This is a genomic window from Leucobacter tenebrionis (assembly GCF_019884725.1).
GTDB lineage: Bacteria > Actinomycetota > Actinomycetes > Actinomycetales > Microbacteriaceae > Leucobacter > Leucobacter tenebrionis.
The window spans coordinates 1,616,436-1,641,159 of record NZ_CP082322.1; the positions used below are offsets into that span (position 1 = coordinate 1,616,436).

The 24,724-nt window shown below is 70.5% G+C and carries 21 protein-coding genes and 2 tRNA genes; 7 read left to right on the forward strand and 16 right to left on the reverse strand.

The genetic code is table 11. From position 1 onward, the window contains the following. Positions 1 to 153: 153 nt before the first annotated feature. The gene (locus tag KVY00_RS07495) at positions 154 to 1,122 is read right to left on the reverse strand and encodes a zinc-binding dehydrogenase (RefSeq protein ID WP_223045051.1); all 969 of its coding nucleotides are present in this window, start codon (positions 1,120 to 1,122) and stop codon (positions 154 to 156) included. Positions 1,123 to 1,281: 159 nt separating this feature from the next. Here KVY00_RS07495 and KVY00_RS07500 point away from each other — a divergent pair, with 159 nt between their 5' ends. Then, a complete protein-coding gene (locus KVY00_RS07500; protein WP_223045052.1) occupies positions 1,282 to 2,670 on the forward strand; it encodes an aldehyde dehydrogenase family protein in 1,389 nt (462 codons plus the stop codon). A gap of 28 nt (positions 2,671 to 2,698) precedes the next feature. Here KVY00_RS07500 and KVY00_RS07505 read toward each other — a convergent pair whose 3' ends face one another. The 3 genes from KVY00_RS07505 to KVY00_RS07515 all read right to left on the reverse strand — a co-directional run bounded on the left by KVY00_RS07505 (position 2,699) and on the right by KVY00_RS07515 (position 5,597). Continuing rightward, positions 2,699 to 3,940, reverse strand: coding sequence for a carboxylate-amine ligase (locus KVY00_RS07505; RefSeq protein ID WP_223045053.1), 1,242 nt, complete (start codon positions 3,938 to 3,940; stop codon positions 2,699 to 2,701). Positions 3,941 to 4,125: 185 nt separating this feature from the next. Next, positions 4,126 to 5,322 carry a baeRF2 domain-containing protein gene (locus KVY00_RS07510; RefSeq protein WP_223045054.1) on the reverse strand — a complete coding sequence of 399 codons (1,197 nt, stop codon included), beginning with the start codon at positions 5,320 to 5,322 and terminating at the stop codon, positions 4,126 to 4,128. Continuing rightward, a complete protein-coding gene (locus tag KVY00_RS07515; RefSeq protein WP_223045055.1) occupies positions 5,319 to 5,597 on the reverse strand; it encodes a hypothetical protein in 279 nt (92 codons plus the stop codon). The genes KVY00_RS07510 and KVY00_RS07515 overlap by 4 nt, the downstream gene beginning before the upstream one ends. 256 nt (positions 5,598 to 5,853) lie before the next feature. Between KVY00_RS07515 and KVY00_RS07520 the strand changes: the two genes are divergently transcribed. Next, entirely contained in the window at positions 5,854 to 6,267 is a 414-nt protein-coding gene (locus tag KVY00_RS07520) for a hypothetical protein (protein ID WP_223045056.1), read from the forward strand. A gap of 144 nt (positions 6,268 to 6,411) precedes the next feature. On the opposite strand, the gene KVY00_RS07525 is transcribed toward KVY00_RS07520, so the two are convergent. The 9 genes from KVY00_RS07525 to dnaK all read right to left on the reverse strand — a co-directional run bounded on the left by KVY00_RS07525 (position 6,412) and on the right by dnaK (position 15,701). Continuing rightward, positions 6,412 to 6,503, reverse strand: a tRNA-Ser gene (locus KVY00_RS07525). Positions 6,504 to 6,723: 220 nt separating this feature from the next. Continuing rightward, positions 6,724 to 7,986: a glycosyltransferase gene (locus tag KVY00_RS07530; RefSeq protein WP_223045057.1), complete on the reverse strand. Its 1,263-nt coding sequence runs from the start codon at positions 7,984 to 7,986 to the stop codon at positions 6,724 to 6,726. 2 nt (positions 7,987 to 7,988) lie between these two features. Next, a complete protein-coding gene (locus KVY00_RS07535; RefSeq protein WP_223045058.1) occupies positions 7,989 to 9,167 on the reverse strand; it encodes a glycosyltransferase in 1,179 nt (392 codons plus the stop codon). 121 nt (positions 9,168 to 9,288) lie between these two features. After that, on the reverse strand, positions 9,289 to 10,539 hold the full coding sequence (locus KVY00_RS07540) for an MFS transporter (protein ID WP_223045059.1): 1,251 nt from the start codon (positions 10,537 to 10,539) through the stop codon (positions 9,289 to 9,291). A gap of 38 nt (positions 10,540 to 10,577) precedes the next feature. Then, the gene (locus KVY00_RS07545) at positions 10,578 to 11,777 is read right to left on the reverse strand and encodes a class I SAM-dependent methyltransferase (protein WP_223045060.1); all 1,200 of its coding nucleotides are present in this window, start codon (positions 11,775 to 11,777) and stop codon (positions 10,578 to 10,580) included. Further along, positions 11,765 to 12,187 (reverse strand): heat shock protein transcriptional repressor HspR, encoded by a 423-nt coding sequence (locus KVY00_RS07550; protein WP_223045061.1) that lies wholly within the window; start codon positions 12,185 to 12,187, stop codon positions 11,765 to 11,767. The genes KVY00_RS07545 and KVY00_RS07550 overlap by 13 nt, the downstream gene beginning before the upstream one ends. Positions 12,188 to 12,194: 7 nt before the next feature. Next, positions 12,195 to 13,157, reverse strand: coding sequence for a DnaJ C-terminal domain-containing protein (locus KVY00_RS07555; RefSeq protein WP_223045062.1), 963 nt, complete (start codon positions 13,155 to 13,157; stop codon positions 12,195 to 12,197). Beyond that, the gene (locus tag KVY00_RS07560) at positions 13,150 to 13,848 is read right to left on the reverse strand and encodes a nucleotide exchange factor GrpE (protein WP_223045063.1); all 699 of its coding nucleotides are present in this window, start codon (positions 13,846 to 13,848) and stop codon (positions 13,150 to 13,152) included. The genes KVY00_RS07555 and KVY00_RS07560 overlap by 8 nt, the downstream gene beginning before the upstream one ends. 2 nt (positions 13,849 to 13,850) lie before the next feature. After that, entirely contained in the window at positions 13,851 to 15,701 is a 1,851-nt protein-coding gene (dnaK, locus tag KVY00_RS07565; RefSeq protein WP_223045064.1) for a molecular chaperone DnaK, read from the reverse strand. A 243-nt stretch (positions 15,702 to 15,944) separates the two neighbouring features. Between dnaK and KVY00_RS07570 the strand changes: the two genes are divergently transcribed. Beyond that, positions 15,945 to 17,288, forward strand: a complete 1,344-nt coding sequence (locus KVY00_RS07570) for an MFS transporter (RefSeq protein ID WP_223045065.1) — start codon at positions 15,945 to 15,947, stop codon at positions 17,286 to 17,288. A gap of 24 nt (positions 17,289 to 17,312) precedes the next feature. Next, positions 17,313 to 18,608 carry an ATP-dependent DNA helicase gene (locus tag KVY00_RS07575; RefSeq protein WP_223045066.1) on the forward strand — a complete coding sequence of 432 codons (1,296 nt, stop codon included), beginning with the start codon at positions 17,313 to 17,315 and terminating at the stop codon, positions 18,606 to 18,608. 9 nt (positions 18,609 to 18,617) lie between these two features. Here KVY00_RS07575 and KVY00_RS07580 read toward each other — a convergent pair whose 3' ends face one another. Further along, positions 18,618 to 19,571: a biliverdin-producing heme oxygenase gene (locus KVY00_RS07580; protein WP_223045232.1), complete on the reverse strand. Its 954-nt coding sequence runs from the start codon at positions 19,569 to 19,571 to the stop codon at positions 18,618 to 18,620. 122 nt (positions 19,572 to 19,693) lie between these two features. Here KVY00_RS07580 and KVY00_RS07585 point away from each other — a divergent pair, with 122 nt between their 5' ends. The 3 genes from KVY00_RS07585 to KVY00_RS07595 all read left to right on the forward strand — a co-directional run bounded on the left by KVY00_RS07585 (position 19,694) and on the right by KVY00_RS07595 (position 22,477). Next, positions 19,694 to 20,944: a serine hydrolase domain-containing protein gene (locus KVY00_RS07585; RefSeq protein WP_223045067.1), complete on the forward strand. Its 1,251-nt coding sequence runs from the start codon at positions 19,694 to 19,696 to the stop codon at positions 20,942 to 20,944. 70 nt (positions 20,945 to 21,014) lie between these two features. Then, a tRNA-Gly gene (locus tag KVY00_RS07590) sits at positions 21,015 to 21,088 on the forward strand. 60 nt (positions 21,089 to 21,148) lie between these two features. Further along, complete coding sequence (locus KVY00_RS07595) at positions 21,149 to 22,477, forward strand: class I SAM-dependent RNA methyltransferase (RefSeq protein ID WP_223045068.1); 1,329 nt, start codon at positions 21,149 to 21,151, stop codon at positions 22,475 to 22,477. A 147-nt stretch (positions 22,478 to 22,624) separates the two neighbouring features. Here KVY00_RS07595 and KVY00_RS07600 read toward each other — a convergent pair whose 3' ends face one another. Further along, positions 22,625 to 23,008 (reverse strand): cupredoxin domain-containing protein, encoded by a 384-nt coding sequence (locus KVY00_RS07600; protein ID WP_223045069.1) that lies wholly within the window; start codon positions 23,006 to 23,008, stop codon positions 22,625 to 22,627. A gap of 86 nt (positions 23,009 to 23,094) precedes the next feature. After that, positions 23,095 to 24,531 (reverse strand): NAD(P)H-quinone dehydrogenase, encoded by a 1,437-nt coding sequence (locus KVY00_RS07605; protein WP_223045070.1) that lies wholly within the window; start codon positions 24,529 to 24,531, stop codon positions 23,095 to 23,097. Between the last annotated feature and the right edge of the window lie 193 nt (positions 24,532 to 24,724).

The following is a 24,724-nucleotide window of genomic DNA, read 5'->3' on the forward strand; positions in this document are numbered from 1 at the left end:
ACACCCGGCTTCGGTCATCGCCGAGCAAGAAGCTCGGCCGTCTGCGACCCTGTGGGGTCTGATGCATCTCGGAGACACAGACCGCGGGCGAGGGGTGCGACCCGAGGCGCTACTTCCAGCGCCGGCCCGGCGAGCGCGGACCGGGCGCGCCCGCTACGCACCCGCGGCGTCGGCCACGTCGAGGATCACCTTTCCGAGGTGCCCGCCGTCGAGGAGCACGCGATGGGCGCGCGCGGCCTCCGCGAGGGGCACGCGAGCGTGGATCGGGATCCGGATCCTGCCCTCCTCGAGCATCGGCCAGACCAGCTCGCGCGTGCGCTCCAGAATCCGCTGCTTGTCCCACGACGCCCGTGAGCGCACAGTCGTGCCGATGATGCGTCCGCGCTTGCGCATGAGCGCGCCCGCGTTCAGCAGGCCGCTCTCCCCGCCCAGCGTGGCGATGATCACGAGACGCCCGAACTCCCGCAGCATGCCGACATTGTCGTTCAACGCGGGGCCGCCGACGATGTCGAGGATGATGTCGGCGCCGCCCGCCTCCCGTACCGCGCGCGGTACGTCGGCGGTGCGGCGGTTCCACGCGAGGTCGGCGCCGAGCGAGCGCACCGTGTCGACGGCCTCGTCCGAGCCGACCGTGGTGAGCACCCGCGCGCCCAGGGCGTGGGCGAACTGGATGGCGAAGGTGCCGATCCCGCCCGTGCCGCCGTGGATCAGAACGGTCTGCGGCTCCGCCCCTCCCGTGCCCGCATCCAGCCCGGCCTCGATCACCAGGTTCGAGACCACCGTCGCGGCGACCTCGATCAGCCCCGCCGCCTCGGCGAGCGGCAGCGACGGGGGCGCGGGCAGCACCTGCACCTCGGGCACGGCGACGACCTCGGCGTATCCGCCGCCCGCGAGCAGCGCGACCACCGGCTCACCGGTGTCGCGCCGGTATCCCGAGACCTCGAGGCCGGGGAGCGGAGACGCTCCGGACGGGGGCGGATACACGCCGGCGACCTGCGCGAGGTCGGCGCGATTCACCCCCGCCGCGACGACGTCGATGAGCACCTCGCCCGCCGCCGGTTCGGGCTCCGGCAGATCCACGAGCTCAAGACGGTTCTTATCGGGATTGGTCACGGCGCGCATGCGTCCACCGTAGAGCACTGCTCTCGGAATCGGGTATACCCGCGGGCTCCGATGGCCGCCCGAGAGGCCCGATCCCGGATTCCCGCGTGAACTCCGCCTCAACCGGGTAGAGGGAGAGGAGACCCGAACGAGACGAGCGACGGACGAGGAGCGAGCACCATGACGACCGAGCACACCGCTGGAACGGACGACGGCATCGAGGTCACGGATCCGCACGACGGAACCATTGTCGGCACGGTGCCGATCGCCACCGAGGCCGACATCCGCACCGCCGTGCAGCGGGCGCGGGAGGCCTTCCCCGCCTGGCGGGCGACTCCCGCTGCGGAACGAGGGCGTTCCCTGCGCCGTGCGGCGCTCGGGCTCGCGGCTCAGGAGGACGCGCTCGCGGACCTCAACCATCGCGAAACGGGTCGCCACCGTGAGGAGGCGCTCGAGGGAGTGCGTGCCGCGATCGACACGCTGCTCCAGATCTCCGAACTCGCTCCCCTCCACCGCGGGCGCAGCCTGCTCGGCGGGAACGAGGCGGTGGATCTGATGCGCCCCGAGCCCCGCGGGGTGGCGGCGGTGGTCACACCTTGGAACGATCCGGTCGCCGTGAGCGTCGGGCTCATCGGCGCCGCGCTCGGCACGGGCAACACGGTCGTGCACAAGCCGAGCGAGCGCTGCCCGCACCTGGGCCGGCTGCTCGGGGAGGTGCTGGAGCCGCACTTCCCGAGCGGAGTGCTCTCGACCGTCATTGGAGACGCACGCGAGGGGGAAGCGCTGGTCGCCTTCCCCGAGGTGGACGTCGTCGCCCACGTGGGCTCCACGGTCGCCGGAGAGCGCATCGCACGCGCGGTGGCACTCACGGGGGCGCACCTCATCCGTGAGAACGGCGGCAACGACGCATTCATCGTCGACGCCGATGTCGACCCGCGCTGGGCGGCGGCGCAGGCGGCGATCGGGGCGTTCGCGAACAGCGGCCAGATCTGCACCTCGGTGGAGCGCATCATCGTGCATCGGGGGATCGCCGACGAGTTCGTGGAAGCGCTGACCGCCGAAGCGTCGGAGCGCAACGACCAGGGCCTCGTCGCCCCGCTCGTCGACCAGCGGATGCGCGAGTCGGTGCACGCCCAGGTCGCGGAGGCCATCGCGTCGGGAGCGCGGGTGGTGGTCGGCGGCGCGGTGCCGGCCGGCCCGGGGAGCCACTACCCCGCGACCGTGCTCTCCGACTGCTCACCCGACATGCGACTCTTCTCGGAGGAGACCTTCGGACCGGTCGCCCCCGTGCTCGCGGTCGAGGGTTTCACGGAGGCCGTCGAGCGGGCCGCTCACGACGAGTACGGTCTGAGCGCGACGGTGCTCACGGCGGATATCGCGCACGCCCACTACGCGATCGACCGCCTGCCCGTCGGCACGGTCAAGGTCAACGCCGTCTTCGGCGGCGCTCCGGGCGGCTCGGCTCAGCCGCGGGGCCGGAGCGGCTCGGGTTTCGGCTACGGCCCGGAGCTCCTCGACGAGATGACCACGACGAAGGTCGTGCACCTCGCCCCCGCCGTGACCCGCTGAGGGGCGGAACCGCCGGACCGGGGAACCCCTACGCCGCCGACGCGGCGGGGACGGCCTGGCGATTCGTGACCTCCACCGCGTCCATGACCACCGCCCGGCGGCTTCCGGTCAGCCGCAGCACGGCGCGCTGGCGTCCGGCCCCGCCGCCCCGGGTGAGCATGGCCTCCACACCGCGCTCCACGCGCTCGCGATCCCCCGCATCGGCGAGTGCGGGGGCGACGTGCGCGAGCAGCGCGGCGGCCGCGGCGCGGGTGCGACGCGGCTTGCCGAGGAACGGGTCGACGAGCCCGGATCCGGCGATCCCGAACCGGCTCGCCGACCACATGGCGGCGCGCAGCATCGCGGTGTCGACCGGGAGCGGGGCCACGCCGGCCCGCCACTCCTGCGCGGATGTCTCCACGAGCGCCCGCACCAGCGCTGCGATGGTCACGGCGTGCTCCGCCTCCATGCAGACATCTGCCACCCGCACCTCGATGGTGGGGTAACGCGCACTCAGCCGGGCGTCGAAGTAGACCATACCGGGGTCGAGCACCACGCCGCTCGCGATGAGCGAGCTCACGAGCCGACGATACCGCTCCGGCGACTCGAAGAGGTCGTAGGCCCCCGCCGAGGGCCAGCGCCCCCACGCCTGGTAGCGGTAGCTCGCGAACCCCGTGTCCTCTCCCGCCCAGAACGGCGAATTGGCGCTCAGGGCGAGCAGCACCGGCAGCCACGGACGGATCCGGTCGAGCACCGCAACCCCCTCGGCCTCGTCCACGACCGCCACGTGCACGTGGAAGCCGCAGGTCAGCTGTTCGCGCATCGTCACGCCGAAGCGCTTGCCGATCGCGTCATATCGGGGGTCATGCGTGACGTGGGACGACACGGGGAACACGCTCGTCCCCAGCGCCGCGACCCGCGCGCCGACGCTTCGCGCAACCTCGTCGGCCGTCCGGCGCCCCTCCCGCACCATCCGCGCGAGGTCGTCGATCGTCTCGCATGGGGGCGAGACGATCTCGATCTGCTCCAGCTTCGCCTCGCGCGCGAGCCCCGGCGCGGGTGCGGTTCCGGCTGAGAAGACAGCTCCGGATCCCGGATCGATCTCGGACAGGCCCCCGGAGTGGGATTCCGCGCCGCCCCCGTGGCTCCGGCCGGCTCCCTCATCCGACGGCAGCGCCGCGAGCGCGGATTCCACCGCAGGCACCGGGCGGCCCGAGGCGGGATCCACCAGCAGCAGCTCCTCCTCCACCCCGACCGTGCGGATCGCGAATTCCGTACCCCTCGTACCCATCTCGTTCTCCCGTCCGCCGTCACCGCGCACCTCATCGCGCACCGGCTCCGAGCACCGGATGCGGAGGCCGGCTCCCTGCCGGCTCCGCTCCGGTTCGTCGGCCGCGCCGCCGACGAACCGGAGTCCCTCCAGCTTCCAGGAGAGCTCGATCGCCGGTCACCCCCTTGACATCGCAGCCGGTCGCCTCAGGCTGGGACGGCATCCTCCGACCACCGCAGCAGGGCGACGGGCTCCCGCGGCGGCCGATTCGAACGCGGCTCGTCTTCGGAGGCGTGCTCCTCTTCCAGCACCCGCACTCGCGCTCCCGTGAGGATCGCGGCGCGCGCCAGCGCCTCGGCGACGGGGATCAGGCCGAGACTCGACGCCTCAGCGGGGATGCCGCCGTGCGTCACCCACGGCGGGGCGTCGAGCGCTTCGAGCGTGTCCGCTCGCGAGCGCGCGTCCTCCCCGCGACCATCGTCCCCGCCTCGGCGAGCCTCGCCGTTTCCCGCTTCGAGAGCCTTCGAATCGAGCAGCAGGGTGTCCACCCTCCCCTGCTGCAGCGCCTCGACGACCTCGTCCACGCCGCGGGCGCCGAGGCCGCCGCCGTCCGACGCCAGTCGATCGAGCGCCCGCTGCACTTCGCTGTGCGCATGCTCCGTGAGCGCCCGGGAGATCGCCTCGTCGAGCGCCTGCTCGTCCGCCCCGGCCGCCCGCGTGTGCGCTTCGACCTCGATCACGAGGCCCCGGCTCGCAGGCGCGAGTTGATCCCGCAGCAACTGCCGGGCCCGCACATCGCCCGCGAGCACCACGAGTGCCGGGCGCTCCTCGCGCACCAGGCGATCCACGACCTCGGCGACCTCTCCCTGGTTCTGCTTCCAGATCTCTTCGGAGTGGCGCTGATAACGGGCATGCGACCAGCCTCCCGCTTGCACCTTCGGCAGGCTGTCGTCGCGCCCCTCGACCTCCACCGTCTGCTCGGCCACCGCGCGCTCAGCGCATTCGAGGCGCACGCTCGCGCCCTCGCGCCCTGTCTCCACGACCACATACTGTTCCGCCGATGAGCGGTGGCGCACCAGCGGCAGGATCTCGGGGAGCCTGCCGTGCCCGAGCCGTTCGGGCCCGCGTCTCGGCTCGGCGAAGCTCGCGTCGAGTGCCACCTCGCCGCCGCGCACCAGGAGGTAGCGCGCGGAGGGGCTCGGCGCCCCGGTCGGCTGCTCCATCGCCCGCAGAACCGCCCGCGCATCATCCTCGGGAGCGCCCAGCTCGAGCAGCCGGTCTCGTACCGAATCCCTCCTCGCCTCCTCGACCACCTGCGGCTCGGCGCCGGGGCCGTCGACGTAGGCGAAGGTCCACGGTCCCTCGCCGGCGAGCAGTTCCGTCACGTCGCTGTAGTCGCTCATACGTCCTCCTCCGTCTTGTCGGGCCGACCGGCAGGGTCTGAGTCGTCCACCCCGCCTACGCCGTCGGCCTGACCCGTCTCGTCGATCTTCCCGGCGCCCCCGCGGTACGCCCGTTCCACCTCGGGGTCGTCCGTGTCGTCCGGAAGCGGCTCGCTCTCCCGGAAGGGTTCCACGTGCGGGGAACCGCCGCGCCCCTGCACCATTCCTCTCGTCTCCTGCTCGAGCTGCTCATCCAGCTGGGGGCCGTGCTTCGTGTTGCCGCGTTCAGCATGCATCGCCTTCTCCTCCCGGTCGCTGCTGCCGATCGGTGTCGTGCCGCGATCGGCGTTTCCCGTGATCGCGTTCCTCGCGATCGTCGTTGTCCGTGCCACGATAGGTCGGGCCGCAGACGTGCGGGAGCGGGTTGACGCGTCGCGGATGGGCCGCTAGCGGCCTCTGGTAGCAGAGACCATGGCGTGCGACAAGGCCTGCCGTGCGGGCGGCCCCGGGAGGTAACGTCGGGCACCCGACGACATGAAAGGCGGTGCCCAGATGGAGCAGCAGGATCGGCAGAACCAGCAGGGCCAGGAGGGCCGGCGCGATCAGCCGGATCAGCACGCCAACGTCCCGTCGCCCGAGGCGCGCCGGGGAGAGCAACCCGAGCGGCCGACCGCCACTGCGCCCGACTCGGTGGATCGCTCGGTTCCCACGGCCGAGGATGCGGGCAAGACCGGCACCGACGCCGCCGACCCGCCGCGCGCGGCGAACAAGCACGAGGCTGAGAAGGGAACGGGTTCAGGCGCAGAGTCGGCTGCAGAGGGACAGTCGACCGACGACGATCCCGAGCGCGACGCCAACGAGGGCGCTGATGCCTTCGAAACGCACGCGGACGCCGCGGAGGGCACCCGCGCCGGCGGCCCGGAGCGCCGCGACGAGGATCAGATCACCCTCGACACCCCCGATTGAGTTCTCTCTGCGCACTCATCCACCGCGCATCGCGCGTGGGCAGAATGCGGGCGAACGCACCGGCGGCGCCGAGCCTCGGCGACGACGAAGCCCCGGCTTCCCTGTGTTTGCTAGGGAAGCCGGGGCTTCGTGGTGTTGTTCGAATGGCGGAGACGGGGGGATTTGAACCCCCGGTCAGGTTTTAGCCCGACCCTTCATTAGCAGTGAAGTCCGTTCGGCCGCTCCGGCACGTCTCCATACGAGAACAACGTCACCCATTCTAACCGGACGAAGCGGCCCATCGGAAATCGCGCGCCGTTCTCCTCGCGCAAGGGCAGGATGCGGGGTTATGTGTGGCGAGATGAGGATATTGCAGGGAAAGACGCACTGGGGCGCGAGAAATCCGCCTCTCGAGGGGACCTCGGAACCCTCGGGACCGACGGGCCCCACGGCGTCACCACCCGGCTCCGGGACACCTCAGCCCAGCAGCGCCCGCTCGTAGATCTCGACCATGCCCGCCGTCTGGGCCGACTGGAGGAACCGTCTGCCCTCCTCCTCGGGCACGCGGAGGGATTCGGGATCCGCGGATCCGCCGTCCGCGCCCCGCGCCGCCGCGGCGAGCTGCTCGACCGCCTCACGCAGCGTGCGCGCGAGCTCGCCCACGCTGCCGTCGGCGACCCTCCACTCCACCGAGGCCGCCACGTCGTCGGCGATCTCGTGATCGCAGAAGACGGTGGGCGTGCCGAGCGCCGCGGCTTCGAAGGGGGTGAGCCCCTGCGTCTCGAAACCCATCGAGGTCTGCACGAGGGCGTCGGCGTCGCGCATCGCGGCGAGTGCGTCGCGGTAGGGCACGGGCCCGGCCACGGTGACGCGATCCTCCAGCCCGTAGCGCACGATCCGCTCGCGCACCCGCGTCAGCAGCAGCCCCGCACCGTGCAGTACGACGTCGGCATCGATCCGCGACTCGGCCACGGCATCGATGAACTCGAGCACGCGCTTCTCGTGGCTCATGCGCCCGAGCCACACGAGCCGGGGCCGGCTGCGCGGCGACCGCGGCAGCGCGCGCACCTGCGCGATGGCCTCGTCGTCGACGCCGCCGCGCGTCACGAGCACCTCGTCGGCGACTCCGTGCCGCTCGAGCTCGTCGGCGAAGTGCTGCGATGGCGCGGTCACCGCGGTCGCCTCTGCCGCAAGCTCGGCGAGATACCGCCAGGCTCCTCGCGCACGGCGAGCGACCGCCCCCCGGCACGGCCCCAGTGCGAGACCCCGCCACGCGCGCAGTCCCTGGAAGGCCAGCGGCGCGAGAGGGGTGACTGCGCGGGTTCCCTCGTCGACGTGGTTGTGCATCGTGATCACGGTCGGGATCGCCCGACCGAGTCCGCGCGCGGCTCCGAGCCCGCGCGCGGCCCGCAGCCCGATCATCGCCCCCCAGAAGTCCCCTTGCACGTGCACGAGATCGACGGGCGGGAGAGCGGCGAGCGCCGCCGCGAGCGCGCGATCAGCGCGTGCTCCGGGCCAGGTGATCCCGTACTCGCGATCCCGGGTGATCGGCCATGACGGCAGGTCGATGTACGCCTCGCGATCCTCCTCGGTCGGCGCGTACCCGGGGCGGTGCAGCGCGGGAGCCGCGATCGTGACGCGATGCCCGAGCCGCTCGAGATAGCGGCGCTGCAGGCGGATCGCCACCTGCACACCGCCGAGCGATTCGGGGTGCTGGTCGGTGACGATGAGCACGTGCACGGTCAGGCGTCGCCCCGGTAGAGCTTCTCGAAGGTGTCGAGCGTGCGGTCGATGTCGTGCACCTCGACGGCCTCGAGCGAGGCCTGCTGCATGCGCCGGTACTGCTCGGGCGGGAGCTTGAGGATGCTCTCGACGCGATCCGCGAGCTCGCGGTCGTTGCCCGCCTGGAACAGGTACCCGTTCTCGCCCTCGTGCACGAGGTGAGGCAGCGCCATCGCGTTCGCGGCGACGATCGGCAGGCCCGAGGCCATGGCCTCCATGGTCGCGATCGACTGCAGCTCGGCGATCGACGCGATGACGAACACGCTCGCCTCGGTGAGGTGGGCGCGCAACTGCTGGTCGCTGACCCGCCCGGTGAAGTGCACCCGCTGCGCGATGCCCAGGTCACCGGCGAGCTTCTCGAGGTTCTTGCGCTGGTCCCCGTCTCCGACGATCGTGAGGCTCACGTCGAGCTGAGGATCGATGCGCGGGATCGCGCGCAGGATCACATCGATCTCCTTCTCGAGCGTGACCCGGCCGACGAAGACGAGCCTGTTCGAGGTGCGCGGCTCGAGGTCGGCGGTGTAGTCGGAGGCGCGCAGGCCGCAGCTGACCGGGAGCACGCCGCGGCGGTGGGTGTTGCGTTCGAGGAAGTCGGCGGCGCGGCGGGTGGGGGTGGTGACGGCGGCGGCGCGCGTGAGTACCCGGTCGGCGTCGTTCCAGCCCCAGCGTACGAAGATGCGCTTGGCCCGCTCGGGCAGCAGGGTGAAATCGAGCACGTTCTCGGGCATGACGTGGTTGGTGGCGACGATGCGGATGCCGCGCTTGGCGCCCTCCTTGGCGAGGGCGCGGCCGACGACGATGTGGGACTGGATGTGGATCACGTCGGGGCGCACGCTGTCGAGCAGTTTGCGCGCGTAGGAGCGGGCGCGCCAGGGCAGCACGAAGCGCAGCCAGTCGTGGGGGTACCACCGCCAGCTCGTCCAGCGGTGCACGGTCATCGACTCGCCCTCGATCGTCTCGGCGAAGCTGCCCGTGCGGTTCACCCGCTTCGAGGGTGCGACCACGTGCACGTCGTGCCCGCGCCCCACGAGTCCGGCGGCGAGGCGTTCGGCGAAGCGGGCGGCGCCGTTGACGTCGGGCGAGAAGGTATCGCATCCGATGAGGATGCGGAGGGGAGGCTGGCGATCGGTGGTGCTCACGGTGTGCGGGAGTCCTTCGGTCGGTGGGGCGCTGGCCGGTGGGCGAGCGCACTCCAGTGTATTCAGGAATACCTCGGAAACCGCGGAGCGGACCGCGGAGTCGCCGGCAGGCGGCTCGGAACTACAGGCGCTCCCGTGGGATGTAGCGTGGGATCCATCGCGCGAACCCGGCGGCCCCCAGCACCGCGAGCACTCCGGTGACCGCACTCGCGAGCGGCAGCGAAGCCGCGGCGATCGCGGAGATCGCGAGCGGTGCCGCCGCCCCGCCGAAGTCGGTGAACGTGCGCCAGGCCGCGAGATACGGGGCGGGATTGTCGCGCGGAGCGAGATCCGCGCCGAGGGTGAGCAGAATCCCGCTCGAGAGGCCGTTCCCGATCCCGATCACCACCGAGCAGCCCACCAGCCACCACATCGCTCCGGGCAGATCGTGGGTCGCGGCGAGCACGAGGAAGCTGAGCGCCATGGCGACGGTGGCCGGCAGCGCGGCCCAAAGCCGCCCGAAGCGGTCCATCACCTGACCGCTCGCGTAGAACAGGGCGAAGTCGATCGTGCCCGAGATGCCCACCACGAGCGCGACGCCCGTCGCGTCGAGGCCGATCGAGACGCCCCAGAGCGGCAGCAGCACGTCCTTCACGGAGCGCAGGCCCGAGAGGATCGCGGCCGATCCGCCGATGCGCAGCAGGGGCTTCCTCCCGGCGCGGATCGCGGCGAGCACGCCGCCGGGATGCTCCGGCGCGGCAGCCGCCGGAACCTCGGAGGCCGCGGACGAGACCCCGGTCGCGGGCTGGGCGGGGAGCAGGCGCTCGGGATCCGGCGCCAATCCGACGAGCAGCGCCGCGAGCGCGAGACACACGACGAAGGCCCAGACCGGTGCCGTCGAAGCGTCGGTGACGCTGAGCAGGCCGGCCGCCAGGAAGGGCCCCGCGAACCGCCCGAATCGGTGCGACCCTCCGATCAGGGAGAGCGCCCGAGCCCGGAACGACACGGGCACCCGCGTGGTCATGAGCGAGTGCCGCGCCAGGGCGAACGCGGCCTCGGCGAAACCGATCACGAAGACCGACACCCCGAGCACGACGAGCCCGGGCGCGAGTGCGACGCCCACCGCCCCGGCGAACGCGACCGCCGAGGCGACGAGCATCGCGATCCGCTCCCCCGCACGCGATACGATCCAGCTCGCCGGCAGATTGCCGAGCAGCCGCCCCACGACGACCGCGGAGGCGATCACGCCCGAGAGGCCGAGGCTCGCGCCCTGCGAGACCGCGATGACGGGCACGATCGGCAGCATCGCGTAGGCGCCGAGGGTGAACAGGATCGTGGGCCCGTAGATGACCGGCGCGAGGCGCAGCAGCAGGGTTCGGGCCGGGTTCGTCATGTTGCCTCAAGCGTACGCCCGCCGGGCGGCGCGGACGCTCAGCGCCGGGTCGCAGCCAGCACCGTGAAGGTGCGGTTGCGCGCGATCTCTCTCACCGGTCCGATCTCCCGTTCCACGAGCGGTCGGTAACGCAGGTGCGAGTTGAACACGAGGCGCAGCTCGCCGGCCGGGGCGAGGGCGCGACGGCAGGCGCGGATCAGCCGATGCGCGACCCCTGTGTGCACCGTCGAGCCGGTGTGGAACGGCGGATTGAGCAGGATCAGATCGGCCCACTCGTCTTCCACCGCTTCGAGCGCGTCGGCACGGTGGATCGCGATGCGATCCTCCACCCCCGCCCCACCGGCGGTGAGTCGCGTGGCGGCGACGGCAGCAGCCGACTGATCGGTCGCGATCACCGCGGCACCGGGCCACCGCAGCGCGGCCGACACCGCGAGCACGCCGTTGCCGCAGCCGAGATCCACGATGCGCGACGGAGCGGCCGCCGGGGCGGTGCGGCCCCCTCCGGCGTCGCCCAGCCCCTCCAGCAGCAGGCGACTGCCGTGGTCGAGGGTCGGGCCGCCGAACGTCGCCCCGTACGCCGCGACGCGGAATGGCAGCGCCGGATCCTCACCCCACCGCGGGAACGGAGCGGGCCCCGGCTCCCCAGGTCCGCTCGCGGTGAGCACCCGCGCCTTGCGTCGCCCGAGGCCCGCGGAGACCTCGCCGAAGTACCGCCCGAGCACCTCGTTCTGCGTGCGCGTCATGTGCTTCACCCGGCCGCCGGCGAACACCCGCACCGCCAGATCCGCCCAGCGCGCGATCGACCAGGCGATCTCGTCGAGGGCTTCGAGCCCGCGCGGCAGCTGCAGCAGCACGGTTCGCGCGCCGCGCAGCAGGGACTCGTCGAGCGGGTGCGAGGTGTAGAGGTTTCGATCCTCCGCCTCCGCCGCGGCGGCCGAGGGGAGCGCAGGATCGGCAGGCGGGAACACCCGCTCAGCGTTGCGGGCGAGGGCGCGCTGCCCGAGCAGCGGATCCTGATGCACCCGGATCCCGCGCGCCCCGAGCACCGCCGCCGCACCGAGAGTGAGCGCGCCGTGCCGATCCCCGATCACCACCAGCTCACCGGGATCCGCCTCCCGCACGGAGGCAGCCGCGGTCTCCAGGATCAGCTCGTCGGCCGCATCGTAGGCTTGCAGTTCGGGCGCCTCGAAGTCGGGCTCGCGCGAGAGACCCGCGAAGAGCCCGGCTAGGGCTTCCACACGACGACCTCGGCGTTGCGCCGCACCCGTGTGCCCCTCCGCAGTGTGATGACCTCGCCCCCTGCCGCGCCGGCCGCGAAGACGCGCCGCTCGGGGCGCTGCAACCTCTCCTCGGTGAGCGCGTGCTCGAGATCGCGCACGCGCTCCTCGAGATCCCGAACCCGATCCTCGAGCTGCAGCACCCGCCGGATCCCCTCGAGGCTCAGACCCTCGGCCGACAGGCGCGCCACCTCGCGCAGTCGCGCCACGTCGTGCAGGGAGTACCGGCGGGTGTTGCCCCGCGTGCGCTGCGGCGATACGAGACCGATACGGTCGTACTGCCGGAGCGTCTGCGGGTGCATCTCGGCGAGGTCGGCCGCCGCCGCGATCGCGAAGACCGGGGTGAAGCGATCCATCTGGGGTTCGGCCATGGTCGGCTCAGCCCCGTGCGCGTGCCAGGAGATCCTCGCGCGGATTCTCCTTCGGTTCGACCTCGCGGAACGCCTCGAGCGCGTCGCGCGCCTGCTCGGAGAGGTGCGACGGCACGACCACCTGCACCTCGGCGAGCAGATCGCCGGTGCCCTTCGAGCTCTTCACGCCGCGACCCTTGACCCGCAGCACACGACCGCTGGGCGTGCCCGGCTGCACCTTCAGGCGCACCGGATCGCCGCCGAGCGTGGGCACCTCCACGGTCGCGCCGAGCGCGGCCTCCGAGAAGGTGACCGGCAGCTTGAGCCGCAGATTCTGGCCGTCGCGTTCGAAGACGGGATGCTTGCGCACGCTCACCGTGAGGATGATATCGCCCGCGGGGCCGCCGTTCGGGCTGGGATCGCCCTTGCCGCGCACCTTGATCTTCTGCCCGTCCGAGACGCCGGCCGGGATCTTGACCTTGACCGTGCCGTTCGGGGTCTGCAGCGTGACCGTCTTGCCCTGCACGGCCGTCTCGAAGTCGAGCGTCGTCGTGGCCTGCACATCGCGCCCGGGCTGCGGGCCGCTGGGGCCGCCGCCGAACAGGTTGAAGATGTCCTCGTACCCCTGACCGCCCTGGGGGAAGCCCCCCTGGTAGCTGAAGTGCGAACCGCCTCGACCGCCGCCGAACATGCCCCCGAAGATGTCCTCGAAGCCCTGTCCGCCGCCGCCACCGGCCGTGAAACGGGCGCCGCCCGCCCCCATGGCGCGGATCTGATCGTACTCGGCGCGCTGCTCCTTGTCGGAGAGCACGGAGTAGGCCTCGCTCATCTCCTTGAACTTCGCCTCGGCGACGGCGTCACCGGGGTTCGAGTCCGGGTGATACTTCCGGGCCAGCTTGCGGTAGGCCTTCTTCAGCTCATCGTCGCTCACGTCCTTCGAGACGCCGAGAATCGCGTAGAAATCCTTCTCGAGCCAATCCTGACTAGCCATCTGCTCCCACCGCCACCGCTACCTTGGCGGGGCGCAGCTCGACATCGCCGACTCGGTACCCCCGCTCGATCACGTCGAGCACCGTGTGCTGCTCGGTGCCCGGAACAGGAACCTGGGCGATCGCCTCGTGCAGCTGCGGGTCGAAGGCCTCGCCCTTCTCGCCGAAGCTGACGACGCCGAGCTTCTCGACCGTGCCGCGCAGCTTCTGCGCGATCGTCGAGAACGCGGAGCCCTCGGTCAGATCGCCGTGCTGCTCAGCCCGATCGATGTCGTCGAGCACCGACAGCAGCGGCGTGACGGCCGCGGCGATCGCGCGCTGCTTCTCGAGTGCGGCGTTCGCCTCGGTGCGCTTGCGGTAGTTCGCGTACTCCGCCGTGAGCCGGCGCAGGTCCTCGAGGTAGGGATTCTCCTCGCCGCCGCCCGCGGTCTCGGACTCGCCGCCCGTCGACCCGGTGTCGGCTCCGGCGGCCTCGGCGCTCTGCTCCGAGTTCAAGATGTCATCCACGGTCAGACCCTCGTCGGATCCGCCCTCCTGCGGCGCGGGGCCGGAAGCGTTCGCCTCCGGCCCCTCGGCTGGTGAGCCGGCCGGCCCCGTCGAGGAATCGCTTCGCGATTCATCCCGAGCCGGCTCCGCAGGAACACCGTCGCGGTTCGGCTCTTCGCCCGGCGTGCGCTGTTCCTGATCTGCCATGGTTACTTCTTCTCCTCGTCGTCATCAACGACCTCGGCATCGACCACGTCGTCATCGTTCGACTCCGCGGAATCGGCGTCGGCAGCGGGCTGCTCGGCCTGCGCCGCCGCGTAGATGGCCTCGCCCAGCTTGGTCTGGCTCTGGCCCAGCTTGTCGGCGGCGGTCTTCACGGCCTCGTCGTCCTCGCCGGCGAGCGCCTGCTTCAGCTCATCGAGATCGCCCTGCACCTCGGTCTTGACGTCCTCGGGCAGCTTGTCCTCGTTCTCCGAGATGAGCTTCTCGACCGAGTAGGCCAGCTGCTCGGCGTTGTTGCGCTGCTCGGCCGACTCGCGACGCTTCTTGTCCTCGGCGGCGTGCTCCTCGGCCTCGCGCACCATGCGCTCGATGTCCTCCTTCGACAGCGTCGAGCCGCCGGAGATGGTGATCGTCTGCTCCTTGCCGGTGCCCTTGTCCTTCGCCGAGACCTGCACGATGCCGTTCGCGTCGATGTCGAAGGTGACTTCGATCTGCGGCACTCCGCGCGGAGCCGGGGCGATACCGGTCAGCTCGAAGGTGCCCAGGTTCTTGTTGTCGCGGGTGAACTCGCGCTCGCCCTGGAAGACCTGGATCGCGACGGAGGGCTGGTTATCCTCGGCCGTGGTGAAGGTCTCGCTGCGCTTGGTCGGGATCGCGGTGTTGCGCTCGATCAGCTTCGTCATGATGCCGCCCTTGGTCTCGATACCGAGGCTCAGGGGGGTGACGTCGATCAGCAGCACGTCCTTGCGCTCGCCCTTCAGCACGCCGGCCTGGAGCGCGGCGCCCACGGCGACGACCTCATCGGGGTTCACGCCCTTGTTGGGCTCCTTGCCTCCGGTGAGCTTCTTCACGAGCTCGGTGACGGCGGGCATGCGGGTCGAACCACCGACGAGCACCACGTGCGCGATGTCGGAGACCTTGACGCCGGCCTCCTTGATCACGTCTTCGAAGGGCTTGCGGGTGCGCTCGAGCAGATCCTTGGTGAGGTCCTCGAACTTCGCGCGGGTCAGCGTCTCGTCGAGGTTCGCCGGGCCGTTCTCGGTGAGCGAGAGGTAGGGCAGCTGGATCTGGGTGCTCGTCGAGTTCGAGAGCTCCTTCTTCGCCTGCTCCGCGGCCTCCTTGAGGCGCTGCAGCGCGATCTTGTCGTTCGAGACGTCGACGCCCGACGAGTTCTTGAACTGCGTGATCAGCCAGTCGACGATGCGCTGATCCCAGTCATCGCCGCCGAGGCGGTTATCGCCCGAGGTCGCGCGCACCTGGATCGTCGAGAAGTCGTCGTCCTTGCCCACCTCGAGCAGCGAGACGTCGAAGGTGCCGCCGCCGAGGTCGAAGACGAGGATCAGCTCGTCCTCGTTGCCCTTGTCGAGCCCGTAGGCCAGGGCCGCAGCGGTCGGCTCGTTGATGATGCGGAGCACGTTGAGGCCCGCGATCTCGCCGGCCTCCTTGGTGGCCTGGCGCTCGGCGTCGTTGAAGTAGGCGGGCACGGTGATGACCGCGTCGGTCACCTTGTCGCCGAGGTAGGTCTCGGCGTCGCGCTTCAGCTTCATGAGCGTGCGGGCGCTGATCTCCTGCGCCGTGTAGCGCTTGCCGTCGACCTCGTCGCTCTTCCAGTCGGTGCCCATGTGGCGCTTGACCGAAGCGATCGTGCGATCGACGTTGGTGACGGCCTGGCGCTTCGCGGTCTCGCCGACGAGCACCTCCCCGTCCTTGGTGAACGCGACGATCGAGGGGGTCGTTCGGAAGCCCTCCGCGTTCGCGATGACGGTGGGCTCGCCGCCCTCGAGCACGGCGACGACCGAGTTGGTGGTGCCGAGATCGATGCCTACTGCACGTGACATGTGTTCTCCTTCATTACTGTTGATCGGAGCCCGCCGATGCGATCCGGGGATCGAGGGCCGGTATCCGTGGCCTATGCTCTCGCCGACCCGGAACCCCGAGCAGACCTTGAGCCTGATGGACTCAAGTTTACCGCGAGCGTCGCCTCCGTCAAGTCCTCGTGGCAAAAGTTGAGCCGCATACGCTCAACTCTCAGGGTTTGCAAAGACACCCGGGCGTTTCCCCGATCGACTACAGTGACCCCCATGAGCGACACCGCATCGGAGCCCGCAGCGACCGACGGCCATCTGAGCGCACCCGCGCCGCCGAGGGTCAAGAAGCGCTCCGTCTTCGCGTGGTCGCTCTGGGATTGGGGATCCGCCGCCTTCCAAGCCGTCGTCACGACCTTCGTGTTCTCCGTCTACATCACCTCGGCCGCGTTCGGCCCCGAAGACGAGACCTCGGTCGCCCTCGGCGCCACCCTCTCCATCGCGGGTGTGGCGGTCGCGGTCTTCGCGCCGCTCTTCGGGCGCCTCACCGATGCAACCGGCCGCCGCAAGCACTCCCTCGCAGTCACGACGGGCATCGTCATCGCCTGCACCGCCCTCATGGTGCTGGTCGCGCCCGCCCCCGAGTACCTCGTGCTCGGTCTCGTTCTGCTCGCCGTGGGCAACATCGCCTTCGAGTTCGCGAGCGTCAACTACTACTCGATGCTCACCCAGCTGTCGACGCCCGGCAACATCGGCCGCATCTCGGGATTCGGCTGGGGCATGGGATATCTCGGCGGCATCGTGCTGCTCACCCTGGTTCTCGTCGGCTTCATCCTTCCCGACGCCGGCTGGTTCGGCGTCTCGAGCGAGGGCGGCTGGAACGTGCGCATCGCGATGGTGCTGTGCGCGCTGTGGTTCGCGGTGTTCGCGATCCCCACGTTCTTCGCCGTGCCCGAGGTGCCCGCCGACGACGACCGCCGAGTGGTCGGCGTGATCGCCGGCTACCGGGCGATCTTCAGCAGCATCGCGGGCCTCTGGCGCACCTCCCGCCACACCCTCTTCTTCCTCATCGCGAGCGCGGTCTTCCGCGACGGCCTCGCGGGCATCTTCACCTTCGTCGGCGTCGTCGCCTCGCTCTCGTTCGGCTTCGATCCGGCGACCGTCATCATGTTCGCGATCGCCGCGAACGTCATCTCCGGCATCGCGACCATCTTCGGCGGTCTGCTCGAGGATCGCTTCGGCGCCAAGAACATCATGACCGTCTCGCTGGTGCTGCTGGTCGTCGGGCTCATCCTCATGTTCGCACTCGCGCCCCTCGGCGCCCCCGCGTTCTGGGCCGTCGGTCTGTTCTCCACGATCTTCGTCGGGCCGGTGCAGTCGTCGAGCCGCAGCTTCCTCGCCCGCCTCGCCCCTCCCGGCAGGGAGGGCGAGATGTTCGGCCTCTACGCCACGACCGGCCGCGCCGTCTCGTTCCTGGCACCCGCGGCCTTCACCGCCTCGGTTGCGATCGGCGGAGCGACCATCTTCGGCACCCTCGGCATCGGGCTCGTACTGCTGGTCGGGCTCGCGCTGCTGCTCCCGGTGCGGGTGCCTGCGACCGCGGCGGGGAGCGCAGGGTAGCGGGAAGCGCAGTATCCTTGCGGGGTGGCACGCCCCGAACTCTCCCCCGAGCAGCTCGCCGTTTACGAGCGCATCGAGCACACGCGCGAGCACATCTTCGTGACCGGCCGGGCGGGCACGGGCAAGTCGACGATCCTGAATCACCTCTCCTGGAACACGAGCAAGATCATCGCGGTCTGCGCGCCCACCGGCGTCGCCGCGCTCAACGTCGGCGGCCAGACGATCCACTCCCTCCTGCGGCTCCCGACCGGCATCATCGCCGACCACGACCTCGATCAGCCGGCCGAGCTCAAGAAGATGCTCGCCTCGATCGACACGCTCGTGATCGACGAGATCTCGATGGTGTCGGCCGACCTGATGGACGCGATCGACCGCTCCCTCAGGCTCGCGCGCGGCAAGAAGCATGATCCCTTCGGCGGCGCCCAGATCATCATGTTCGGCGACCCCTTCCAGCTGCCGCCCGTGCCTCCTCGCGATCCGCACGAGCGCGCCTACTTCGCCGACACCTACCGCTCCCTGTGGTTCTTCGACGCGCAGGTCTGGTCGACGACGCCGATGGCGGTGATCGAGCTGAGCGAGGTGCACCGGCAGCGCGACGACCGCTTCAAGCAGATCCTCGGAGCGGTGCGCCACGGCGTCGTCGAAGAAGACCAGGCGAACGAGCTCAACGCTGCGGGATCCCGATCCGCGCCCCGCGACGTCATCACCCTCGCCACCACCAACGCCGTCGTCAACCGAATCAACGCCGAACGGCTCGCCGAGATCCGTGGATCCGCGCTGCGCGCCGTCGCCGAGGTCAACGGCGAGTTCCGCGAGAACACCTACCCCGCCGACGAGGTGCTCGAGCTCAAGCCCGGCGCGCAGGTCATGTTCCTGCGCAACGACCCCGACGGGCGCTGGGTGAACGGCACGATCGGCACGGTCTCCCGCGTCGACGGGACCGTCTGGGTCGAGGTGGATCGCGAGGAGTTCGAGGTCGAGCCCACCGTGTGGGAGCGCTACCGCTACCGCTACGACGCCGAGACCAAGAAGCTCGAGAAGGAGGTCGTGGCCGAGTTCGAGCAGTTCCCGCTGCGCCTGGCCTGGGCGGTGACCGTGCACAAGTCGCAAGGGCACACCTACGACGCCGCGGTCGTCGACCTCGGCCCGCGTGCGTTCAGCGCAGGCCAGACGTACGTGGCGCTCAGCCGGGTGCGCTCACTCGACGGACTCTACCTGAAGCGCCCGCTGCAGCCGCGCGACGTGATCGTCGATCCCAACGTCGTGCGGTTCATCAACGAACGCAACGGCGGCCCTGGAGACTCGGGCGCGGTCGGCTGAGCCGGATCGCTAAGCCGCGGCGGCGTCGCGGGCCCGGCCCAGATCGACGAAGACCGCCGTGTTGAAGGCGTAGGCGGCGCGCACCTCCTCGAGCATGCGATCCCGCTCCTGATCGGTGAGCCCCGCGCCGAACCCGTCGAGCGCCACCCGGTACTCGTTCTTGAAATCGACGAGCGAGCCCAGCTCGCTGAAGTCGTAGAACGCGATACCCTCGCGATCCAGCCCGTGCTGCTTCGCGACCCGCTTCGCGATCATCTGGCCGCCCGAGAGATCGCCCAAGTAGCGCGTGTAGTGGTGGGCGACCAGGCCGGCGACCCAGCCCTCTTCGGCGACCTCGCGGATGCGTGCCGCGTAGGCGGCCGTCGCGGGTACGGGCGCGATGCGGTCGCGCCAGTCGTCGCCGATCAGGTGCGCCAGGTCGGCCTCGAGCGCGGGCATGCGCACGAGCGCCTGCGAGTGGAAGGGAGCGAATGCGGGATCGGCGAGGAGCAGCTCAGCGCCCTCCTCGAGCGCCTCGTACATGTAGTAGTGCTGGGCCACGAGATCGATGTAGTCCTGGAGGGTACCCTTGCCGCGCATGATGTCCTCCATGAAAGTGGCGCCCTCGCTGTCGGAGTGATCCGACCAGGAGCCCTCGCGGATCACCGTGGAGAACGGCTTCTGACTGTGCTCGTCGCGCGCCGGCACACCGAGCTTCTCGCACGCCGCCCTGTAGAGGGCGACCACCTCGCGACGGATCGCGGGGCGCTCCGAGATGGTGCCACCCGGCCACGGGATCGACACCTCGCGCTCGCCGTCGGCATCGGCCACGAGCCAGACGCCCGCCTCGCCGTTCAGCCCCACCATACGACTCGACACCGCATTCGGGTTGCCGAAGGCGCGGGCGATCAGCAGGTTGTCCTCCGGGTGGTCGCCGTTCATATGACCGGTCACTCCGGCGACGACATCGTGTGCAAAGCTCATCACCGTGCCATCTTACTCAGGATAGCCTTACCTTCGTAACCACCCGAGCACCACTCCCAGACTCGGGCACTAGAATCTCGGTTGTTCTTTATCGTGTTTCCAGCCGAGATTGGCGGTCGAGTTTGATCCCGAGACTTGCACAGCGCACCCGCTTCGCAGCCGTCGCACTCATCGCGACCGCCGTCCTCGGCCTGACCGCCTGCACCGGTGGCGCGACGGGCACCTCCGGAGGGGATGTGGCGACCCTCGACAAGGGCCTCTCGGGCAGCATCGACGACGCCGTCGCCTCTGCGATGGAGTTGAGCGGCTCTTCCGAAGCCGTTGTGGGCGTCTGGTCGGGTGATGACGCATATGTGCGCGGCTTCGGCGATGGCGTGGACGGGTCGACGCGGATCCGCGGGGCCCAGGCGACCCAGCCCGTCATGTGCGCACTACTGCTCGACCTCGTCGAGGACGGCACCGTGAAGCTCGGCCGCGCCGTGGAGAAGGATCTCGAGCGGCAGTCCGGCATTGAGGGCATCACCTACGGGCAGCTCTGCGATATGCGCTCCGGCCTCGCCGATTACAAGGACGGCTTCGCCGACATCTTCGTCAACAACCCCACGCGCCCCTGGCCCGAACAGGAGCTGATCGCGCAGGGGCTGACGCGCTCCCCGCTCTCGTGGCCGGGCCTCGACGTGCACATCTCCGACACCAACGCGCTCGTGCTCTCCCGAGCGATCCACGTCAAGACGGGCGATGACATGTCCGAACTGCTGAAGAACCGTGTCTTCGGCCCGGCGGGCATGGGATCCAGCTATTTCCCCGCTCCCACGTCCACCACGGCCGATGACGCACTCTCGGGCCTCGCCTACCCCTCGAGCGGAGGCAAGCCGGTCTGCGATGCCGGCCCGGCCGAGAAGCTCGAGGTCTCGCCGTCCATGCTGGGCGGCGCCGGCGGCACCGTCACGACGGTCACCGATCTCAAGAACTTCTACGCGCGCTACCTCGACGGAGCCTTCGGCGGCGAAGCCGGCAAGCAGGTCACGGAGACCATCCCGGTCAAGAACCCGGAGCGCGACGAGGAGGGCAACCCCACCAGCGAGGTCGACACCGAGTCCGGCGACCAGTGGGGCTTCGGCGTCGAGAAGGTCGGCCCGCTGTACGGCCGCAGCGGCGCGATCACCGGCACCCTGACCGCCGCCTACCACGATCCCGAGTCCGACTTCTCCGTGGTGGTCGCACTCAACAACTCGTCGGCGGGCGCGGGCTTCGCGAAGTCGCTCGCGTTCCAGATCGCGGCGCTCTCCTCCGAGGCCGGCGCCGCGCCCGAGATCCCGTGGACCGTCGACTACCAGGCCGAACGCCTCCGCAATGCGGCGGTCTGCCAGTAAGGCATCGCCGGGCGGCGTGTATCAACGAGTGCCCCGCGCCCTGCTATAGTTGGTGCGGCGCTATCGCCCTGGGATCGTCGTCTAATGGTAAGACATCAGCTTCCCAAGCTGAGAACGCGGGTTCGATTCCCGTCGGTCCCTCCACTTTCAGAAGGCCTGCCTCCGGCGGGCCTTCTGCCGTTTCTGGATGGGAGAATAGTCCTCATGTCTTCACACGCGCACTCCGCCAGCACGCCGCTCGAGATCGGAGAGACGATCGAGCTCGACGTCACGGGTATCGCCCACGGCGGGGTGAGCGTCGCCCGGCACGAAGGCCGTGTCGTGTTCGTCGCCGACGCGATCCCTGGCGAGCGGGTGCGCGCCCGGGTCACGGACGCGAAGAAGAAGTCGTTCGCGCGCGCCACCACGGTCGAGGTACTCGAGGCCTCGCAGGATCGCCGCGACCACGTCTGGGCCGAGGCGGCGATGGATCGCGACCCCGAGGACCGCGCCGGCGGCGCCGAGTTCGGGCACATCGCGCTCGAGCGCCAGCGCTCGCTCAAGGCCGAGGTGCTGACCGACGCGATGCGACGCTTCGGCGCTGTCGAGCTCGCGGCCGAAGAGGGTGAGGATCTCGCCGATGCGCTGGCAGAGCTGGTCGAGCCCGCTCCCGGCGACGACGAGAACAACGGTCTCGGCTATCGCACCCGCGTGCGCCTGCACGTCGATCCCGACACCGGCGCGGTGGGGCCGTATGCGGCGCGCAGCCGCCGCGTGATCCCCGTCGCCTCTCTCCCCCTCGCCACCGAGGGCGTGGGCCAGATCGCCCCGCTCGGCGACGTGATGCCGGGCGCGGCGACGGTCGACCTGATCGATCCCGCCGCCGATGATCCCCGCATGTTGCTCGGGCTGGTGGGCGAGAAGACTCGCGCGGGCGAGAACGACGCGATCCAGGAGCTGGTCGAGGATCGCGGCTTCATCGTTCGCGCCGGCGGGTTCTGGCAGGTGCACCGCGAGGCCCCCGCCGTGCTGTTCACCGCCGTGCGCGATGCGATCGTCGATCTCATCGACGAGGGCCGCTTCGATCCCGCGGCCGGCAATCTCGACCTCTACGGCGGCGCGGGACTGCTCGCGGCGGCCATGGCCGAGGCCGCGGGCCCGGGTGTGAAGGTGACGACGGTGGAGGCCGAGCCCCGCGCGACCGACGACGCGGCCGAGAACCTGTCGGAGCTGGTGGGCGCGCTCGCGCTGACCGCGCGGGTGGATCGGCACCTCGCCGAGCTGCTGAAGGCGTCGGCCCCCGTTCGGGATCGGCTGCGCCGCGGCACGGTCGTGCTCGATCCGCCCCGCTCGGGTGCGGGCGGCGGCGTGACGAAGCAGCTGACCGAGCTCGCCCCCGCGAACGTCGTCTACGTGGCCTGCGATCCGGTCGCGCTCGCCCGCGATACGAAGTCGCTGCGCGAGGCGGGGTACGAGCTCACGGCGCTGCGCGCGTTCGACATCTTCCCGCACACGCACCACTTCGAGACCCTGGCGACCTTCCAGCGGGCATAACCCCGGGCACCCGCCGCCCGCCGGTGCAGACCTCTCGCACCGGAGTAGACCTCCCGCACCGCACGAGAGGTCTGCACCGGTGCCGGAGGTCTGCACCGGCGCACGGCAAAGCCCAGAAACAGGGAGCGCCCCGGCGCCGGAGCCGGCTCAGAGCGCGCGCACGCGCACCACGCCGGTCATCTCGGGGTGCACCGAGCAGTCGTAGGCGAAGTCGCCCTCCTCTTCGAAGAGGTGGGTGTAGCTGCCGCTCGTCATGAGCTCGCTCACGAAGCTGCCGTCTTCGGCGACGACGTCGTGCTCGGCCGGCCCCTCGAACACCCAGCGCACGGCCTCGCCGGGAACGACTTCGACCTCCGGCGGATCGTAGGCGTTATCGAACGCCCGCACGGTGATCGCGGCCTTCACATTCTCGTCGGAGGGCACCGGATCCGGCTTCGCCGGGGAGCACCCGGTCAGCCCCGCGAGGGATCCGAGTCCGAGCACGCCGAGCGCACCGCCGACGATGCTGCGGCGTGAAATCTCCGGGGTCATCGTGTGAGGCTCCTTCAGATCATCGAACGGGTGACGCGACGCAGCGCTGATGGGTGACGCGACGCAGTGCTGGCGAGCGACGCGGCTCAGTGCTGGTGTAGGGCTCGCGCGGCGTCGGTGATCGCGCCGGTCATCGAGGGGTACACCGCGAACGCCGAGGCGACCTGGTCGACCGTGAGGCGGTGCTCGACGGCGAGCGCGAGCGAGAAGATCAGCTCGCTCGCCCGGTGCGCGACGATGACACCGCCAATCACGGTGCCCGACGCCTTCCAGGCGAAGAGCTTGACGAAGCCGTCGGTGAAGCCGATCATCTTCGCGCGCGGGTTGACGCTGAGCGGAACCGTGTGCGTGACGTGCTGCGCGAGCCCCTCGGAATCGGCGAGGCTGTGCTCGTTCCACCCGACGGTCGCGATCTCGGGGTAGGTGAAGACGTTCGCCGCTACGTTGCGCAGATCGATCGGCCGCACGAAGTCGCCGAGCGCGTGCATGATCGCGGTGCGGCCCTGCATTGAGGCGACCGAGGCGAGCGGGAAGAAGTCGGTGCAGTCGCCGGCGGCGTAGACCGAGGGCACCCCGGTGCGGGCGACCTTGTTCACGCGGATGTGGCCGCTCTCCGTGAGCTGCACCCCGGCCTCTTCGAGGCCGAGCCCCTCGGTGTTCGGGATCGATCCGACCGCCATGAGGCAGTGGGATCCCTCGATGGTGCGCCCGTCCGAGAGAGTGACGAGCACGCCGTCGTCGGTGCGCACGACCGAGTCCGCGCGCGACTTCGACATCACGCGCATGCCGAGACGCTTGAACTCGCGCTCGATCACGGCGGCGGCGTCGGGATCCTCCCCGGGCAGCACCTGCTCGCGGCTCGACACGAGCGTGACCTCCGACCCGAGGGTGCGGTACGCATTGGCGAACTCTGCGCCGGTGACACCGGAACCGACGACGATGAGGTGCTCGGGAATGGCGGGCAGGTCGTAGAGCTGCTTCCACGTGAGGATGCGCTCGCCGTCGGGCTTGGCGGAATCGAGCTCGCGCGGGCTCGCTCCAACTGCGACAACGATCGTGTCGGCCTCGATGCGGTCGAAGTCGGTTCCGCCCGTCGCGGCGGTCGACACGAGTACGGCGTCGGGTCCGTCGAGACGGCCCTCCCCCTGCACCACCCGCACGCCGGCCTCTTCGAGCGATCGCAGCATGTCGACGGACTGCGCGCCGGCCATCGCGAGCAGCCGCTTGTTGACCGCCGCGAGGTTGAGCGCGATCTCGGGTCGCACCGGTTTGCCGTCGCCGCCCGGCACGAAGGCCTGCACGCCCAGCCGCCCGGCATCGCGTACGGCCTGCACTCCGCCCGCGGTCGCGATGAGGCTCTTCGACGGCACGACGTCGGTGAGCACTGCCGCACCGCCGACGCCTGCGCGTTCGATCAGCGTCACATCCGCACCGAGCTGAGCGCCCGCGAGGGCTGCCTCGTAACCGCCGGGACCGCCGCCGAGCACCGCGATGCGATGCTTCCGTTCATTCGCTTTCGCCATGTCCTCCATCCTAGAAGGTCGCGCGGCAGGCAGCGGCCTCCTCGTCGCTCGTGGAAACGGCGGGCTGCTACGCACGACCTGCGTCGCACTGCAACGGAAAACCGAGAGAAATGACCCCGAAGAAGAGGGAACCGTTGCGTTTCGGGGACTCGACCGCCGGTCGCGACAACGTGCCGATTCGGGCACGCGGAAG